Source organism: Pirellulales bacterium (genome assembly GCA_036267355.1).
Taxonomy (GTDB): Bacteria; Planctomycetota; Planctomycetia; order Pirellulales; family DATAWG01; genus DATAWG01.
The window spans coordinates 17078-35702 of the sequence record DATAWG010000036.1 but is presented as its reverse complement, the minus strand read 5'-3'; the positions used below and the strand labels follow the sequence as shown (position 1 = coordinate 35702).

General features: G+C 61.1%; 14 protein-coding genes. 6 read left to right on the top strand and 8 right to left on the bottom strand.

The window, feature by feature from the left end; all coding sequences use genetic code 11:
- Positions 1-630 precede the first annotated feature (630 nt).
- The 3 genes from VHX65_05935 (at position 631) to VHX65_05925 (ending at position 4754) form a co-directional block, all read left to right on the top strand.
- Positions 631-1620 carry a diacylglycerol kinase family protein gene (locus tag VHX65_05935; protein HEX3998071.1) on the top strand — a complete coding sequence of 330 codons (990 nt, stop codon included), beginning with the start codon at positions 631-633 and terminating at the stop codon, positions 1618-1620.
- Positions 1621-1930: 310 nt separating this feature from the next.
- Entirely contained in the window at positions 1931-2764 is an 834-nt protein-coding gene (gene kdsA / locus VHX65_05930) for a 3-deoxy-8-phosphooctulonate synthase (GenBank protein HEX3998070.1), read from the top strand.
- Between the two features lie 25 nt (positions 2765-2789).
- The gene (locus VHX65_05925) at positions 2790-4754 is read left to right on the top strand and encodes a hypothetical protein (protein ID HEX3998069.1); all 1965 of its coding nucleotides are present in this window, start codon (positions 2790-2792) and stop codon (positions 4752-4754) included.
- Between the two features lie 80 nt (positions 4755-4834).
- Here the strand turns inward: VHX65_05925 and VHX65_05920 are convergent, their stop codons facing one another.
- The 5 genes from VHX65_05920 to VHX65_05900 form a co-directional block, all read right to left on the bottom strand.
- Positions 4835-4957 (bottom strand): hypothetical protein, encoded by a 123-nt coding sequence (locus VHX65_05920; GenBank protein HEX3998068.1) that lies wholly within the window; start codon positions 4955-4957, stop codon positions 4835-4837.
- Between the two features lie 67 nt (positions 4958-5024).
- Entirely contained in the window at positions 5025-5207 is a 183-nt protein-coding gene (locus VHX65_05915) for a CsbD family protein (GenBank protein HEX3998067.1), read from the bottom strand.
- Between the two features lie 744 nt (positions 5208-5951).
- On the bottom strand, positions 5952-6662 hold the full coding sequence (locus tag VHX65_05910; GenBank protein ID HEX3998066.1) for a methyltransferase domain-containing protein: 711 nt from the start codon (positions 6660-6662) through the stop codon (positions 5952-5954).
- Positions 6659-7426 (bottom strand): SDR family oxidoreductase, encoded by a 768-nt coding sequence (locus VHX65_05905; protein HEX3998065.1) that lies wholly within the window; start codon positions 7424-7426, stop codon positions 6659-6661. The genes VHX65_05910 and VHX65_05905 overlap by 4 nt, the downstream gene beginning before the upstream one ends.
- A 105-nt stretch (positions 7427-7531) precedes the next feature.
- Positions 7532-7972 (bottom strand): SprT-like domain-containing protein, encoded by a 441-nt coding sequence (locus VHX65_05900; protein ID HEX3998064.1) that lies wholly within the window; start codon positions 7970-7972, stop codon positions 7532-7534.
- A gap of 411 nt (positions 7973-8383) precedes the next feature.
- On the opposite strand from VHX65_05900, the gene VHX65_05895 reads away from it, so the two are divergent.
- Positions 8384-9103 carry a Bax inhibitor-1 family protein gene (locus tag VHX65_05895; protein ID HEX3998063.1) on the top strand — a complete coding sequence of 240 codons (720 nt, stop codon included), beginning with the start codon at positions 8384-8386 and terminating at the stop codon, positions 9101-9103.
- 36 nt (positions 9104-9139) lie between these two features.
- The gene (locus VHX65_05890; protein ID HEX3998062.1) at positions 9140-10459 is read left to right on the top strand and encodes a DUF6807 family protein; all 1320 of its coding nucleotides are present in this window, start codon (positions 9140-9142) and stop codon (positions 10457-10459) included.
- Positions 10460-10565: 106 nt separating this feature from the next.
- On the opposite strand, the gene purN is transcribed toward VHX65_05890, so the two are convergent.
- Positions 10566-11210 (bottom strand): phosphoribosylglycinamide formyltransferase, encoded by a 645-nt coding sequence (gene purN, locus VHX65_05885; protein ID HEX3998061.1) that lies wholly within the window; start codon positions 11208-11210, stop codon positions 10566-10568.
- 257 nt (positions 11211-11467) lie between these two features.
- Positions 11468-15031: a class I tRNA ligase family protein gene (locus VHX65_05880; protein HEX3998060.1), complete on the bottom strand. Its 3564-nt coding sequence runs from the start codon at positions 15029-15031 to the stop codon at positions 11468-11470.
- 296 nt (positions 15032-15327) lie between these two features.
- On the opposite strand from VHX65_05880, the gene VHX65_05875 reads away from it, so the two are divergent.
- The gene (locus tag VHX65_05875; protein ID HEX3998059.1) at positions 15328-17721 is read left to right on the top strand and encodes a FlgD immunoglobulin-like domain containing protein; all 2394 of its coding nucleotides are present in this window, start codon (positions 15328-15330) and stop codon (positions 17719-17721) included.
- A 74-nt stretch (positions 17722-17795) separates the two neighbouring features.
- Here VHX65_05875 and VHX65_05870 read toward each other — a convergent pair whose 3' ends face one another.
- Positions 17796-18551 carry an NAD(P)H-hydrate epimerase gene (locus tag VHX65_05870; protein ID HEX3998058.1) on the bottom strand — a complete coding sequence of 252 codons (756 nt, stop codon included), beginning with the start codon at positions 18549-18551 and terminating at the stop codon, positions 17796-17798.
- Between the last annotated feature and the right edge of the window lie 74 nt (positions 18552-18625).

Genomic DNA, 18625 nt, shown 5'->3' with positions numbered 1-18625 from the left:
CTGACGTGCCAACTCCACGTTGGCTTTGCGGGATGGCCAGGGGCAAGGCTACCATCCTGCGAAAGTTGTCGTCAGAGACCCCGCGGGCCAGCGAACTAAATCTGCTATCCGCAATCGCAACAGCAGAATCCGCCCATCGAAACCTATCCATTGGGCCGGCCACGAATGCGGTCGGCCGAAAAGTTGCATCGTCGCTATTGCAACGACCGTGCCGAATCGATTCAGCTTCAAACAAAGACAAATAACTTCGTTCAAAGATGATTGTCATGAAACGACTTATGGCATAGGATTGCACCGCTGCATTGCCCGAAATCGACCTTTCCGTCGCAGCCTCAGTTCGCTACAGATTGGCGAATTCTGCATTGCAGAATCGAGCAACCGGAGTTTCCAGGGGGACGCGCTTCCGATGCCATCAATTTCGTCTCAAAATGGGGCGAAAGGAAAAGGCGGACGGTGTACGCTCGCGTGCCACCGGCTCTGCCCGTGCGAACTGCGTTTTTGACATGTTCCTCAACAAAGACACTGGCAGAGCCAGTGGCACACGCGCAGGATTTTAAAACGTCGCGACATTTTGCAGAAAAATCGAACTGTAAGACGCTAACCCGATCGACTCAGAAGGATCCGAGCGAGATGAATTCCGGCCAGCCAACCCGTTTTCCGCCCGACGCCGATCAGGTGCTGATCCTCACCAATCCCAAAGCCGGCGCCGGGCCGGCCCATCATCGGCTCGACCGATTGGTGGCGGCGCTCGCCCGCTGGCGGCTGAAGGGCCGGCTGGTTACCGACCGCTCGGAAATCGGTCAGCACGCCGACGAATTGCAGCAGGCGGGCCGGTTGCGGGCCGTGGTTTCCGCCGGGGGCGACGGCACGGCCGCCGAAACTCTCAACCGCACCGCGTCGGGCATTCCCATCGCCCTGTTCCCGCTGGGCACTGAAAATCTGCTGGCTCGCTACCTCGATATGCCCCGGGAGCCGGAAGAACTAGCCGAGGTGATCGCCGCCGGCACGACCATCCAACACGATGTGGGCAATGCCTCGGGCCGCCTGTTTGCGATCATGATCGGCTGCGGGTTCGATGCCGAAGTCGTCCGCCGCGTGCATCTGGAACGCGACGGCCACATCACCCGGCTGAATTATTTAAAACCCATCTGGGAATCGATCCGTAGTTATGAATATCCCGAGATGCGGATCAGCTACGAATTGGCTAATCCCGGCGGGGCCGGATCGGCGGCCGTTGGCAACTGGACGACGATCGATGCCCGTTTTGCCTTTATCGTGAATGTTCCGCGCTATGCTCTGGGGCTGCGGTTTGTTCCCGAAGCGCAGGCCGACGATGGACAATTGGATCTGTGCACATTTCGGCGGGGTTCGTTGTTTCATGGACTTTGGTATTTAGGGAATTTGCTGTTGCAGCAGCATCGCCAATTGCCCGACTGCACGGTCCGCCGGGTGCGGCGGCTGCGGATCGAATCGGATGGCGTGGTGCCCTACGAACTCGATGGCGACGCCAGCGGGTTTTTGCCGCTCGACGTGCAGATCGAACCGAACCGGCTGACGCTGGTCGTGCCCCCAAGCTGGCCCGCGAAAAACGCCCGTCCCCACTCCACCGACGCCGCATGACAACAGCGCACAACGCCGAAGCGCCGGCGAGGCAATGACACGAGCCCGACGCGCTAGCAAGGGAGCGATACTAGCCCGAAGCGCCAGCGATGCAGCGCACCATGGCGGTTCGTCCCTCGCTAACGCTTCGGGCTAGTATGCTTTCCTGACCCCTCACCCTCACCCCCACCCTCACCCTCACCCTCAACCTCAACCTCAACCTCACCCTCAACCTTACCCTCAACCTTACCCTCAACCTTACCCTTTCCGTCCTCGCTAACGCTTCGGGCTAGTATGCTTTCCTGACCCCTCACCCTCACCCTTCCTCCCCTTGCCCAACAATCCTGCTACGATCGGCCCTTATCGATGCGGCCGCGGCGAACCGCTGTTGCTGATCGCCGGTCCGTGTGTGATCGAAAGCGAATCGCTGACGCTTTCGATCGCGCGGCGGCTGAAAGAAATCACTGCCGGCAAGCCTGTGCGGCTTGTGTTCAAGGCCTCGTTCGACAAGGCCAACCGCACGAGCACGGCCTCGTTTCGCGGTCAGGGGCTGGAGCCGGGCCTGGCCGTTCTGCGGCATGTGAAAGAGGAAACCGGCTTGCCGGTCGTCACCGACATTCACGAATCGTATCAAGCGGCCCCGGTGGCGGAAGTTTGCGACCTGTTGCAAATCCCGGCCTTTTTGTGCCGGCAAACCGATCTGCTCGTCGCCGCGGCGCGCACCGGCCGGGCCGTGCATGTGAAGAAGGCCCAGTTTCTGGCGCCTGGCGACATGCGGCACGTTGTCGACAAACTGGCTTCTGCCGGCTGTGAGAATGTGTTGCTTTGCGAACGGGGAACGTTTTTCGGCTACGGCCGACTGGTAAACGACATGCGGGCCATCCCGCAGATGCAAGCCCTCGGCGTGCCCGTGGTGTTCGACGCCACGCATAGCGTGCAAGAGCCGGGCGGGCTTGGCAATGCCACCGGCGGCAATCGGGCGATGATCGAACCGCTCGCCCGAGCCGCGGCCGCTATCGGCATCGACGGCCTGTTTTGTGAAACTCATCCCGATCCCGATCGCTCGCCGAGCGACGGGCCGAATATGATTCCGCTCGATCGCTTCGAGCAGTTTCTGGAAAACGTGCTGCGCGTTCGGGCGGCTGCTTCAGCCGGAACGCTATAGGCTTGAGCCACGAGGAGTTATTTTCGTGACAACGTCTACTTTACCCATTCGGCGTCTCTTTTACGCCATCGGAATCGTCGGATTGGTGATCGTCTCGATTGCCGTTTTAAAGCTGATCGCGGTCAAAGCGACGGTCGATTCGGCGACCGATGCCAATGCGCCAGCCTCCGGCATGGTGAACTCGGCCGAATTTCGCGAACCGGTGTTGCGCAACGCGATCCACATCCTCGGCAATCTCGAGGAGTTCGACCAGCAGGTTGCCCTCGATCAGGTGGTCGATCGTCTGAATCAGTGGGTGCATTTGCAAAAGTTCAACGTGGATTGGAAGCCCGATCCCTTCATGGACACCACGCTGCCGAAGCGCTATGCCGATAGCCCGTGGGTGGCCCAATTGCCCGACGACTTGTTCAACCATGAGATGGACGGCGATTTCTTGAAGGAGGCCACGTGGCTCCGCGATATCTCGAATGCCAACCGCGGCGACAAGCTCGACGATCTTTCGACGGCCGAGAAGCTGTTCGATTGGACGGTGCGCAATATCCAACTCGTCGAGCCCCAGCCGCATGCCGCCGAGAAAAAGCAAGTCGACATCACGCCGCTGGTGCTCGGCCGCCATTCGGTCGGCGATATTTTGATGCTCGGCTATGGCACCGGCTTGCAACGCTCCTGGATTTTCACGCTGCTGGCTCGCCAGCAGGGGCTCGACGTCGTGCTGCTGGCGGTGCCGGATCCCGATCATCCGGATCAATTCCGCCCTTGGCTGCCGGCCCTGTTGCATAAGAATGGCGACGGAGAAGAACTCTATCTTTTCGATTCGTCTTTGGGGTTGCCGATTCCCGGGCCCGGCGGCAAAGGGATCGCCACTCTCGCCGAGGCCTGCGACAAACCGGCGGTGCTCGATCACTTGGACTTGGACGAATCGCACCATTATCCGGTCAAAGCGGCGGAGGCGAAGCAAGCCGTCGCGCTCATCGAAGCCTCGCCCGACTATTTGGCCCGGCGGATGAAAATTCTCGAAATGCAATTGGCCGGCTCGGAACGGTTGGTGTTGAGCAGTTCGCCGGTGGAAACGGCGGCCCGGCTCAAGAAGGTATCGCGGTTAAAGTCGGAACCGAAGCTTTGGACTTGGCCCTACGAAGTGCTCGCGCTGCGATCGGCCGACGCGCAGGCGCCGCAGGGAGTGAAGGATGTTTTCGTGATGGAGGAGTCGCCGTTCTTGCTGCCGGCATATCATGGCGACCGGCGCGTGCAGGATCCCGGCGCGCAAGAGGAAGCCTTCAACGAAGCCATGAAAGAAGGCGATACGGAAATGGCTGCCGACGAAGCCAAGCGGCCCGACAAGGAAACGAAAGAGGAACGAGACCAACGGCGGGCCGCGCGTTCGAAGCGGCCGTTGAAAGTGTTCTTTCCGCTATGGGTCGGCCGGCTGTTGCAATTCCGCGGCGAATATGGCGGCGAGCGGGGCGCGAAGCACTTTTATATCGAATGCCGCCCCGGCGACGATCAGATCGGCGAATGGGTGCAAGAACTCGTCAACGATTTTCGCGAGCCGAACCAACGGCCGCCGGTGCAACGCTATGCCGCGGCCATGCTCCGCCGCAAGCAGGATGCAACCTATTGGCTCGGCCTGATCAGTTTCGACGAGCACGAATACGAAACGGCCGAAGAGTATTTCAAAAACCTGACGCTCGACGTTTGGCCGCACGGGGGGCCCTGGAACGACGGCGCTCGCTATAATTTGGCCCGCAGCTACGAAGCCGCCGGCCGCCTCGGCGACGCGATCAAGCTTTATGCGGCCGACGATTCGCCGCAGCGCCACGGCAATCATCTCCGGGCCCGCTGGCTCCAAGAGACTGCCGCGACCAAAAAGGCTACAGCGAAAGCCGCCGGAACTGCCGGGGAAACCAAAATGCCGGATTCAAAGACAACGGAAAACGTGCAGAGCAATCCAGCAAGATCCGGCGCCAAGAAGGACGAAGAGAAAAATTAGCTTATGACGGCCGCCGGCCGATCGCCCCAGCGCCGAGGCGATCGATCCGGCTACCGTCTTGTGTAAGCGAGGATTTGCCCCTATCGGCCCATCATCTTGGCGATGATGAAGATCACAAAAGCTCCGAACAATCCGCCGCCACCCAGAAGATAAATCAGCGAGTAGCCTGCGGCGGCGACAGGTAGAATTGCAACGAATGGCATGATTGATCTCCTGAAAGTTTGCGGTTTCGCGATCGGTCCAGCGTGAAAGCTTGAGCCGCGCGCCGCGTTATTTGCGGTTGGTCGCCTTGTCGATTGCTTCGTTGGTTTTGTCGGCCACCTTGTCGACGGCTTGCTTGGTCTTGCCGACCGCCTGATCGGTTTTGCCTTCTTTCCGCAAGCGATCATCATCCGTCATGGCGCCAGCGGCCTCTTTCACACGCCCCTTCATTTCATCGGTTTTACCTGACATGATAAAATCTCCTTTGCAATCATCTCGTGGATGGGATTCATTATTTCACGATGATATGGGAGTGGAGCAAAAGGCGCGCCACACAGCGACAAGCCCGTTTTTCCCTAAAAAATGACGAAAAGCCTGCGTCATTCGCGCGGTATGCGCGGCAAACGATCGCTTCTGAGACCGTTCGGCAATTGCGCCTTCCGACGTAGCAGGCACACTCCGTGTGCCTGCTACGTTGACGAAGCTATTGTTTCGGCGCGATCGCTTTGCCCACCAACGCGCCGCTTCTTTTATACGCGATCCAAGTTAGTTTCCCCGGAAGCGGGGCTGCGGATTTACGGTCGATCGCGTTCCGCAATTGCGCCTTCCAACGTAGCAGGCACACTCCGTGTGCCGTCTGCCCTGCTCTACGCGCAACGCACCGCGGAGCGCAGACGGCACACGGAGTGGCTGTGATTTTTCGATTTCGTCCATTTTTTTGAAACGACCTTTTTGTCATGCAACCGCTTCGGAGTCGACCCTGAGCGAATTTACGAGATCGTTTTTCACCGTCGGCGCCTGCGGCTTGTCAAAACCTGAAAAGAATCGCATTCACTCCGTATGCCGCTGCTCTATGCGCAACGCACCGCGGAGCGCAGACGGCACACGGAGTGTGCCTGCTACGTTGACGAAGCTATTGTTTCTTGCGTGCTGGACGCAGTTTGATTCGCGAATATCTCAGGAGTGCGTTATGCCTGTGCGCTTGCAAAATTCTTGCTAAGCATCCGCGGATGACTGCGGCAACGCCAATTCGTGGAAGTCGATCATCTGCCGCGCCGCGGGCCTTTCGGAATTGCCGGGCTTCACCACTGGGAGTTGGCGCTTCGCAACGATTCGCAACCCCTGAGAATTGCATTCGGCCGCAAAGGCTGCCGCGGGCGGACGCCCCGGATCGGTGAGCCAGCCTTCTCCACCGGGAAGAATCGACCGCAGGAATGCCGCCACCACCAACGGGATATTCGGCTTCTCGAACAACACATCCGATGCGACGACCAAATCGAACCGGCCCAGGCCGGCGGGAAATCGCCGCCAATCCACTAGCCGTGTCGCCGGCGTTGCGAGTCCGTTGCGAAGCGCATTCGCTTCGGTAAACGCCAGCGCCTCGTCGTAATAATCCGTGGCCACGACCTCAAACCCAGCCCGAATTGCCGCCAGCGTTACCAGGCCCAGCCCGCAACCAAGCTCCAACAGCCGGCGGCCGCGTCCCTTTTCAGCGGCAATTCGTTCGGCCATCGCCGTCGCGCTCGGCCAAAGCTCCGCCCAATAGGGCAATCGTCCGTCGCGATCGAAATCAGGCTCGGAAATCAGGTCGTCGGGATTGGCCGGCCGCGATAATTCAAACTGCCAATCGGCGATCTGTACGCGGCTCGTGGCGAGCGGGAATCGCTGCTGCAAGGCTGCCAGCGCGGGATGCATGAGGGCGATCATTCGTCGTCGGAAAATAAGGTGCGGCCGCCGTCGACCGGCAGGCATGCGCCGGTCACGAAGTCGTTGTCGATAAAATGCAGCACGGCCTGCACGATGTTTGCCGGCCGGCCTTCCCGCTTCACAAGCGTTCCGTAGATCGCCCGCCGTCGGTCGGCCTCGGGCAAGTCGGCGGGGAGAAGCACCGGCCCGGGCAGGATACAATTCACCCGCACGCGCGGATTACGCGACGCCAGCTCGACCGCCAGCGACCGCGTGATGCCGACGATCGCTCCTTTTGACGCAAAGTAGGCTGAGTAATTGCGATAAGGTCGCGCTTCGGCCCAATCGCCAAATGTAACGATCGAGCCCCCCTCGTCCTGTCGAACCATCGCCAAACCGACATGCTGGCAGCAGAGAAACGTACCCAGCGCGTTGATTTCGAAATGCCGGCGAACGTCGGCTGCGGTCGTCTGTTCGAGCGGCTTCCGCTCCCAGATGGCCGCACAATTCACGAGCGCATCGACGCGGCCGAACCGATCGAGTGTTTGCTCGACGAGCCCGGCGACGGCCTGTTCGTCGCTAAGGTCGGCCCGCACGGCAATTGCCGTCTTGCCACTGGCATTCATTGCCGCGACGGCCGCTTCCGTCTCAGTCGCGGCACTTAAATAGTGCACGGTGAGTGAATAGCCCCGTTCGGCGAGCGCATCGACGACAAACGAGCCGAGCCGCTTCCGCCCGCCGCCGGTGACGATGGCTACTCTTTTCTCGTCGCTTTTTTCCATCATGCATGGCTCGGCGGCGCGGATCGATCTCGGAACTCATCGAGCATACCTGGATGGCCGAGGCAGCCGCAATGACGGCGGGGCCGAGGTCAGGCCGGAAAGCCTGACCTACGGATTTGTTCGAAACGACAGCTTGCCGTTTGCCGGGCCGCACTTGGGGCAGGAGTAGACTCGATTTCGCATGGGGCGGCGGAAGCGACTGAATTCGTCGCTGCACGCCGGACACGTCGCTCGCCAGCGGCCCGGCGGCATGCGAGCAACGCTGCAGCGCTCGGGCCGGGCTCCGATGGTCTGGCAAATCGATTTCCACCGTGGGCCATGGGCGGCGGCATGGCCCGCCAAGGCATGCGCGATTTCGTGCAGGATCACGTCGCGCACTTCCACTTCGTCGTGAGCGAGCGCGAAATGGCTCGACAGTTCGATCCGCCGCAAGGTATAGCGACATAGCCCGAGGCTGCGCTTGCGGCGATTGAAGGCGAACTGCCAACGTTCGAGGCCGTGCTGCCGCATGAGGCCGATTGCCAACGCTTCCACTTCGCTCCGTCGCACCGTTTGCATCTCCTTGCAGGCCACGGCTGGCCAGACCGGCCGGTGAATCTCCCGAAACCGCAGAGGATTGCGAATCGGCGCGGCAATGTCAAACCCCCTGGCGTTTGGTGGCTCGTGGCTCCGGGGCACGGAAGGGAGAGGGGGGAGGCAGAGGGGACGGTCCCCTTTTGCTCCGAGGCAGAGGGGGACAGTCCCCGACTCCGCAAAAGGGGACAGTCCCGCAAAAGGCGACAGCCGCCGCACCTCGCCCCCATATGGTACACTTGATCCATCCGCAAATGGTTGACGCACTAGCGGTGCCTTCCTACGCTAAATGCTGTAGCAATCGGCCGTTTATCGCGATTTTGCCCAGTAACAATAACGTCGCCAAACAAACTCTTTGCCATCCGCTCTATTCGAAAGGTTTTCGCCATGAGTTCCGCCGACAATCCGTATCGTTCGCCGTGGGGAACGCTTGCCTGGCAGGCGGCCGCCGACGAGCGCGCCGATTTCATCCGCAAGACCTACTTGCATCTCGCCGGGGCCGTGGCTGCATTCATCGGCCTGGAAGCGATTCTGATCCGGGCACCGTTTGCTCCCGACCTCGTGCAACTGATGTTTTCCAGCCGGTACAGTTGGCTGATCGTGCTCGGAGCGTTCATGGGCATCAGCTACGTCGCCAACAGTTGGGCCCAATCGAGCACCTCCGTGCCGAGGCAATACGCGGGGCTGGTGCTATATGTCGTCGGCGAAGCGGTTATATTCCTGCCGCTGTTGATGGTGGCCGAGCATTATTCGCCGAACCTGATTTTCACGGCCGGCTGGATCACCGCGCTCTTGGTCGGAGCATTGACGGCAATCGTGTTTATCTCGGGCCACGATTTTTCTTATCTGCGCGGCATTTTGATGATCGGCGGAATCGCGGCCATGGTGATTATCGGCTGGGCGTGCCTGAGCGGCCATAATATCGGAATCCCGTTCACCGTGGCGATGATCGCGTTTGCCTGCGGCTACATTCTCTACGACACGTCGAACGTGATGCACCACTACCGCATCGGGCAGCACGTCGCGGCCTCGCTGGCGCTGTTTGCCGCCGTCGCGCTGCTGTTCTGGTATGTGCTGCAATTGCTGATGCAATTGAATCGCCGCTAATTTCCGCCGATTTAACATCAAACCGGATCGACTTCGATGAAGCGGATTATTTGTTTCGCCGCCGCGGCAATTTTTGTGCTGGCAATCGCTCGCCATGCGATGGCCGACTCGCCGCGCAGTGCGAAATTCGATCTGACGGTCGAGGCCGGCAAACATGACCGGACGGACACCCCGGTGGCGGTCTTGCTTGCGGTTCCGGCCGAATTCCAAACGTCGACGGTCGTAAAACTCGTCGGTAGCGATCAGAAAGAGATCCCAGCGCAGCTTGGCCCGCCACGGTTGAACGCTTCGGAACACGCCGCGGCACACGGGGCCACGCAGCGGGAACTGGATTTCATTCTGCCGCAACTCAAAGCCGGCGCATCGGCCCGCTTCGTTGCCGAGATCTTTCCCGCCGGTGCGACCCCATTCACGGCCGGCCTGATGCCTTCAGACCAAGGTTTTCATTGGAAAGACACGCCCGGCGCTCACATGCTGCTCACGCTCGCTGGCCGGCCCGTGATGCAGTACATGTATCACGCCCTCGACGATTCGACGAAGGCGAGCCATCAGCGAACGTACAAACCCTATCACCACGTTTTCGATTCCACGGGAAAGATTCTGCTCACCAAGGGTCCGGGCGGACAGGACACGCACCATCGCGGCCTGTTCTACGGTTTCAATCGGATCACCTACGGCGAACCGGACGACCTGAAGCATGCCGACACGTGGCAATGCCTTGGCGACAGTTATGAATCGCATGAAGGGTTTTTGGACACCGAGGCCGGCCCCGTTCTCGGCCGGCAACTGCTGGCCATCGATTGGCATGGCGAGAAGAAAGAAGTGTTCGCCCACGAGCGCCGGGAGATGACGGTGTACAACGTTCCCGGTGGAACGCTGATCGATTTCGCTTCGACGCTCACGACGGCCGACGGCCCTGTGAAGCTCGACGGCGATCCGCAGCATGCGGGCTTTCATTTCCGCGCTCCGAACGAAGTTGCCGCGAAAACCTCGAAGCAGACCTATTTCGTGCGGCCCGACGGCGTCGGCAAGTTGGATGAAAACCGCAACTGGAGCGGCCGCAACGATCCGAAAACGACGAATTTGCCCTGGAAGGGGATGTGCTTCGTGCTCGGCGAAAAGCGCTACACGGCCGCCCTCATCGACCGCCCGAGCAATCCGAAAGACGCTCGATATAGCGAACGCTCTTATGGCCGCTTCGGTTCGTATTTCGTCTACACGATGACGAAAGACAAGCCGCTTCGCGTGGCCTATCGCTTCTGGATTCAAGACGGCGAAATGCAGCCCGACCAGATCGCCCGATTGGCCGACGACTTCGTCGAGCCACCGGCGGTGACGGTGAAGCCGGTCGAATAGCGATGGGTGACGCGCGAAACCGCAAGCGAGCATCCATGTCCAACGGCGGCCGGCTTCCCGCTCGCGGTTTCGCGATTTGAGGATCACCGGCCCCGCGCTTTCGCGCTCACGGCCGCAGGCGGACCATTCGCCCGTCGATCTCGACGCGGCCTTCACCGATAAGCCGCAGCGCCTCGGGATACGCGTCGCATTCGGCTTCGAACACCCGGGCCGCCAGCGTTTGGGGTGAATCGTCGTCGAGCACGGGCACCGCGCGCTGCAATAGGATCGGTCCGTGATCGTAGCGATTGTCGACAAAATGGACCGTGCAGCCGCTCAGTTTTGCACCATACGCCAATACCGCCTCGTGCACGCGATGGCCGTAAAAGCCTTTGCCGCAAAACGCGGGAATCAGCGCCGGATGGATATTCAGCACGCGGTTTTCGAAATCGGGCGGGATCACGAGCAGCTTCAAGAATCCGCCCATCACCACAAGATCGGGATCGGCCGCGCGGCAGGCGTCGAACACCACTGCGCTGTATGCTTCGATCGACACAAAACTGCTCCGCTGGATCACATCGGCCGGAACGCGGGCCTCCTCGGCGAAACGCAATCCTCCAGCGCTGCCGTTGCTCGAAATCACGTGCAGGATTTCCGCATCTAGCTCGCCGGCGGTGATCTTCTCGAGCAGGTTGCGCAGCGTCGTCCCGCCGCCGGAGATCAACACCACCAAACGCAATGGTCGGCGAGGCTGGAAGCGGAACAGGGACATGACGTGCCGTGGGTTAATTGGCTCTTCCAAATTCACCGGTGTGCCACTGGCCAGCGCAGTCGGCCAGTGGGCGCGCAGTCGCGGGTTGAATTGGTTAGGTAATCTTGTCCGTGAAGTCCAAGGCGTACGTAGTCTTCCAATTCGCATCAAGCAAGCGCCGCCCGAACTCGCCAAACGCACTGGCAGACTGCGCTTGCCAGTGGCACACGACGACGCGACGTTTCGCAATTCCCTTGCTAGCGCTGCGGGCTTCGGTGTTATACGATTTTGACGAACAGCCGGGCGCGGTATTCGCCGATTGCCAGTTCGCTGGCATCGGCGCCCGGCGGAATTGTTTCGCTCGAGCTCACGGCCAGCGTTTCGCCGCAAATGTAGTCGCGGAATTGCTCGATCGCGCCAGTCAATTCGGCCGAGTCGGTTTCGATGAACACTTCGATGCGGCCGGTGTATTCGCAGTTCAATTCGCGGCGGCGGGTTTGAATCGCGTGCACCAGTTCGCGGGCCAAGCCTTCGAGAACCAATTCCGGCGCCAGTTCGGTCGAAAGCACGACGACGCACGCACGCCCTTGCGCCGCAGCCCAGCCAGGCTTGGCCTGCAAGCGGACTTGCAGATCGTCGCCATCGAGCTCGACCGGCCCGTCGGCCAATTCCAGCGACACTTTTTTGTCGCGCTCGAGCCGGGCCAGAAGCTCCGCGGCGTCGGCCTTTGCGAGGGCCGCTTTCAACGCCGGCAATCGCTTGCCCAGCCGCGGGCCGAGCCGTTTGAGATCGGGCAGCACCGAGTAGGTGATGTATTGCTCGGCCTGCTCGGTGAATTCGACCTGCTTGACGTTCAATTCCTCGCGAAGCAATTCCGCGTGATCGGCAAGCCACGCTTGCTCGGAACGGTCGGCCAAGATTACTTCGACGCGCTCCAGCGGCTGCCGCACTTTCAACTTCGCCCCCATCCGGGCGGAGCGGCCGAGCGAGGCGATTTCGCGCACCAGGCTCATCCGCCGCGACAGCGCGGCGTCGATGGCGCGCGTGTCGCCGGTGGGAAAATCGCAGAGATGCACGCTCTCGACCGTCCGTGTGCCGAATGCCTCCACCGCCAAATTCTGCCATAACGCCTCGGCCAGAAACGGCACGAACGGCGCAATCAGCTTTGCCGTGGATAGCAGGCATTCGTAGAGCGTCCAATACGCGTCGCGCTTCGAAGCGGCCGTCTTGTCGTTCGTCCAGAATCGGTCGCGGCTGCGGCGGACATACCAATTCGAGAGGGCATCGACGAATTCGGTGATGTATCGGCAAGCGGAATAGTTGTCGTAGGCATCCATTGCCGCGGTGGCCGTTTCGGCGGTGCGGTTGAGTTCGCTGAGGATCCAGCGATCGAGTTCGCCCCGTTCCTTGAGTGGCCGAAATCCTTTGGCCCGCGCCAACACAGCCGGCTCCAGTTCCCCAGCATCGCCGGCCAGGGCGGTGCGTTCGTCGGCCGGGTCGAATCCGTCGATCCGGGCGTAGATCACGAAAAAACTATACACGTTCCACAGCCGCAGCAGAAATTCGGGAATGCTTTCCTTGATGGCCCGTTCGCTGTAGCGGATCGTGGTCCAAGGCGGTTGATTGGCGAAGAAATACCACCGCAGCGCGTCGGCGCCGTAGCGGTCGAAGATTTCTTGCGGCGGCAAGTAATTCCGCTTCTGTTTCGACATTTTTTGGCCGTCTTCGCCGAGCATCAATCCGAGCACGATGCAATTGCGAAACGGGATCGGCAGTTGCTTGGCGGGCCAATTGGCAGAGCCGGTTTTTTTCCGCTCCGCCTCGGACGTCAACTCGGAAAAACTCCGATTCGCCGCGCCGGCCGATGGTTCGCTGCTCGGCAGGTCGCGGAACAACAGCGTGCCGATCGCCAGCAGGCTGTAGAACCAGCCGCGCGTTTGATCGATGGCCTCGCTGATGAAATCGGCGGGAAACTGCTCGCGAAATTTTTCGCGGTTGCGGTGCGGATAGCCCCACTGCGCAAACGGCATCGCGCCGGAATCGTACCAACAGTCGATCACATCGGGCACGCGCCGCATCCGCGTTCCCGGCGCAGCGCCCGGCTGCGTCGAGTCGTAGGTAATCGCGTCGATATAGGGCTTGTGAACTTTCAGATCATCGACCAGCTCGGGATTCTTTTTTTTCGCTTCATCCCACACCTCCGTGCCGCGAACGCCCGGCTTCGCGAGAAGTTCTTCATAACTGCCGACCGCCTCGGCGAATCCGGTTTGCTCGCAAACCCAGATCGGCAGCGGCGTGCCCCAATAGCGCTCGCGCGACAGGGCCCAATCGACGTTGGATTCCAAGAAGTTGCCGAATCGGCCGTCGCGGATATGCTCGGGCAACCAGTTGATTTGCCGGTTGTTTTTGAGCATTTCGTCGCGCATCGCGGTCGTGCGGATGAACCAGCTTTGCCGCGGATACTGGATTAGCGGATCCTGCTCGGCCCGCCAGCAGAATGGATATTCGTGCAGGTATTGCTCTTGATGATAGAGCAGCCCGCGATGGCGCAGCTCGCGCGAAATATCTTTATCCGCATCTTTCACCCAGCGGCCTTCGTAGCCGAGGGCTTCGGCGGTGAATTTTCCATCCGGGCCGACGGCGCAGATCAGTCGCGGCTCGTCCCCCTCGCGGAACCTCTGCTGCTCGGCGATGAGCACTTGAAAATCGACTTCGCCAAACGCGGGCGCTTGATGCACGACGCCGGTGCCGCTCTCGGTGGTGACAAAATCAGCAGCGACCACGCGCCATTGCCCGTATTCTTTTTCGCCGGTTTTCAATGTGCCTTGCTCATCGCCACGGCGCGCCGGCTTGCCACCGATCTGCAAATCGGGCTGTTCGTCGTAGTAGTATCGGAACGGCGGCAAATAGCGCTGGCCGATCAGTTCGCTTCCCTTGAACGTCCGCTCGACGCGCAATTCCCGTTTCACTTTTGCCGCAATTGTTTCCACGAGCGCGGCGGCGATGATCAAGCGACGGTCGGCGATTTCCGGATCGCTGACCACTGCGTAGTCCAAGTCTGGATGCACGGCGGCGAATTGGTTGCTCGGCAGCGTCCAGGGAGTGGTGGTCCAGACCAATAGGTCTTCGCCGGGCGATTGTGGGTCGCCAGATGCGATTGCTTCCCCCTCACCCCTAGCCCCTCTCCCGCCAGGGGAGAGGGGAAGAAGCGGAAAGCGGACATAGACACTGGGATCGGCGACTTCGCGGTAGCCGAGGCCAACTTCGCCGGCCGATAGGGCCGTGCCCCCTTGGGCCCACCACCAGACGATCTTGTGGCCCTGATACAGCAGCCCGCGGTTGAACAGTTCGGCGAGCGAGGCCCAAACGCTTTCGATATAGCTCTGGTGATACGTGACATACGCTTCGTCCAAGCGGATCCAGAAGCCGAGCCGCTCGGTGAGCCGCTCCCATTCCTTCATGTATCGCCAGACGCTTTGCTGGCATTTCTGGATAAACGGCTCCACGCCGTAGGCTTCGATCTGCTCTTTCGAATGGATGCCGAGTTCCTTGCAAACCTCGACTTCGACGGGCAAGCCGTGCGTATCCCAGCCGGCCTTCCGCTCGCACAGATAGCCGCGCATGGTGCGATAGCGCGGGAAGAGGTCTTTGATGGCCCGGGTGAGGCAATGGCCCGGATGGGGCAGGCCATTGGCGGTCGGCGGCCCTTCATAGAAGACGAATTTCGGCGCCCCGGCCCGCTGCGCCAGCGATTTCTGATAGATGCCCGCCTCGCTCCAGAACCGCAGCACCTCGGCTTCCAAGGCCGGAAAATTCACATTGCTTTGGACCGCACGAAACATGCAAAACCCGCTCTCGATCGCCGCTCGATTTGAGCCAAAACTGGAAACGAGCAGTTTAACAACCGCCGGGTGCCATGCCCACTGCCCTGGGTGCGCATGTGGCGAAATGAATGGTCCGGCCGAAACATGTCCGCGCAAAGCCGTGGGCATGGCACCCGCGGACCTGGATGCCTTGTTCGGCCGAAATCTGCTAGGCGAGCCTGATTCAAAGGGGCTCCCGCTCAGGTTACGATGTGGCTAGGTTGGCCCGTCCAGCCGTGTGTTCCCGCCGAGTCGATCCCACCTGGAGTTATATGATGCGATTCAAAGCGATCCGTTTTACTCGACGGCATTGGATTGCCACGGCCATTTTGACCGCCTGCGGCTTGCTGGCCGCGAGGCACGCTGATGCGGCGGAAAGCGAATTCAGCTATGAATTGCCCGCGGCCGCAACGACCAGTGCGGGCGTCTACGATGCGCAGGGTCGGTTGGTGCGCGTTTTGTGGACGGTCGAAAAAAGGCCGGCGGGCAAGGCGACCGCACAGTGGGATGGCCAAGATCAGTTCGGCAAGCCGGCGCCGAGCGGCACGTACGAATTCCGCGTCGTCGTCGATCGCGCGACTTACGAGAACGTGGGGGCGATCGGCAATAGCGGCCGGACGCCGGCTCCGGCCGATCACACTCCGACTGGAATGAGCTCCGTCGCCGTCGATGCCGAGGGGGCCATTTACACGGCAAACGGCTGGGATGAAGCCGGAGCCGATTTCACGAAGTGGGATGCCAATGGCAACGTCGTCTACGATGGCCGCTATCAAATGCGCAACGGCCAGCCCAACGGCGCACCGTATTCGATCGCCGTCGATCGTTCGACGATTTATTGCGGCATGGAAGGCTGGGCCTCGAAGCCGTGGAATCACAAGCAGCAAGTGCAACGGTTCGCATTGGCCGACGGCAAGCTCGAAAAATTCACCGATGTGTCCGATAAGTTTGGTCATATCGAGCTGTATGAATGGCCGGAGCGGCAGGTTCCCGCCGGCACACTCGAAGCCGATGCCGAGTTGATGCGAATGCCGCTGCGGTCGCTGGCCGTGGCGGGCAATTCGCTGCTGGTGGCGGATGCGCTCTCCGGAAAAATTCGCCGGTTCGATAAGGCGACCGGGCGGGCGGAGGGAGAATTCCAAGTGCGGTTGCCGCAGGCCCTGGCGGTGGATCGCGAAGGCCGGATCTGGGTGGGGCACGAACATAGCCGACTCAGCGTTTTTTCGCCGGAAGGAAAGCGGATCGCCGAACCGCTCGGCCAGCTCGGCGAAATCGTAGCGCTTGCCTTCGGTCCCGATTCGCGGCTCTATGTGGCCGATCGGAAGGCCGGGCAGGTGTTGATTTACAAAGTGACTGAGAATCACGCGGCAAGCGGCGGCAACACGATCGCCGTCGACGACCGTGTCGAGCGATTCGGACAACCGGCCAAGCCGGGCGATCGCGCGGCCGACCATTTCTTCGAGCTCCGCGGCGTTGCCGTCGATCCGCACGGATTCATGGCCACGATCCAAACCGAGCCGGCCGGCGGCGCTCGCGTCGCGCGCTGGTCGCCCGACAAAAAGCTCGTCTGGGAGCAATTTGGCTGCGAATTCGTGTCGCTTGGGAAATACGGCGCCGACGATCCGGCGACACTGTATTCGATGACATTCCACCGCTACCACTTGGCCGACCATAAGCTCGGCCACTGGCAATACACGGGCTGCATGATCGACCAGAAGCCAGCATACAAAAGCGATGTGCACGGCGTACCGCGGCTCTTGAAATTCGGCGAGCACAAATTCTGGTTCATGCCCACCGGCGACGGCGTGCAAGTGTATCGCATCGACGAAACGGGCGGCATGCGGCTGGCGGCAATTCTCGGTTCGAGCTCGCCGGATGTCGAAGGCAATCCGCGCGGGTCGGGCGGCGGGCAGTGGAGTTGGTCTGACACGAAGGGAGACGGGAAGCTTTTGCCGGCCGAAGTACAATGGTTCAAGAAACCGGGGCAGCAGCGGCATGCCGTGTTCGGCGTCGATGTCGATTCGCACGGCGATGCGTGGTTCGGCGAATTGAACACGCACGCCATTTGGACCGTGGCGATGGCGGGCCTCAACGCGGCCGGCAATCCGACCTACGATTGGTCGAAGGGGCGCGAAGCAGTGCCGAAAGACACTTCGCCGCTTGAATTTCAGGCCAATATGGCCCAACGGGCCGATGACGGTTCGATCTATGCCCTCGGCTGGTCGAAGCCCTGGCCCTCGCCGAAGGGGAATCCGTTTTGGATGGGCGGCACCACGCTCGTGCGATTCGACAAGCACGGCGAGCGGCTGTGGGCCGTACCGCTCCCCGAGGTGTCGGTCGGGATGGATACGATTCCCGGCGGCGGGAAAACGCACCACGGCGAGGCAGCCGCGGGTAATTCGGGCGGCGGCTGCATTGTCGGCACGGGAAAGAATGCCGCCTTGTTGCACTACAACGCCGATGGATTGCTGATCGGCCGCGTTTCGCCAGGCACGGCGATGGCAAAGCAAAGCGGCTGGTTCGACAATCACGCCTGCGTCGCGGTGAATCGCGACCGCCGCGACGGAATTCTCGACGTGTTCACCGAAGATGATTTCGCGCTTCGCATCGGCTGGTATCGGATTGACGATCGCAACATCGACGTGTTGAGCGGTGCGATTTTACGGAAGTGATGGCTTGGGACGGAGCGGCCGGGATCGAGTCGCGGGGGTACATAAGGCGCCGCTGCGCGACGGTTATTCCCTTGCTAGCGCTGCGGGCTCGGGGGTTCGGCGAGGATTTCACCGAGGATTTCGCCGAGGATTTCATCGACGAGTTTGCGCGGGGCGCCGATATCGGCGATGTGAACCTGGCCGGTGTATTCGTCAGCGGCGGGGGCGGAGAAGCCGCGCTTGGCAGCGACGAATGTGCAGGTGTATGGGGCGCGGACTGTCGGATGCCCCGCCTGGCCCGTGTCGCAATCCAGGCCGCTGGGTAGATCGACCGCGAGGATCGGTTTGCCGGCGGCGTTGATGGCGCCGATGATCTGGTCGAGCGGCGGGCGTGGGTCGCCATGGCTGCCCGTGCCGAGCAAGGCGTCGACAATCCAATCGCCATTCGCAAGCGCCACCGCCAGCTCTGCCATTACGGGCTGTCCAGCAAAGACACGGATCGGCACGCCGCACTTTTCCAACACGCGAAAGTTCACTGCCGCGTCGCCGGTCAGACTTGCCGGCTCGGCGAACAGCAAGACTTCGACCGGAAGGCGCCGCAAGTCGAGGTGGCGGGCGGCGACGAAGCCGTCGCCGCCATTATTGCCGCGTCCGCAGCAGATTACGCTCGGACCGCCTGGCTCAGGCCCGCTGTCCTGAATAAGCCGGCAGAGCAAATCCGCCACGCCGCGGCCGGCATTTTCCATCAGCACCAAGCTGCTCAGGCCGTAGTCCGAAACGCAACGAGCATCGAGCCTGCGGACCTGTTCGCGGCTGGCCGAAAATCCGGCGGAGTTGTCGGAATTATTCACGGAATGAACCCGCCCTCTCACGCTCCCTCGCTCACGCTCCCTCGCTCACGCTCCCTCGCTCACGCTTCGGGCTA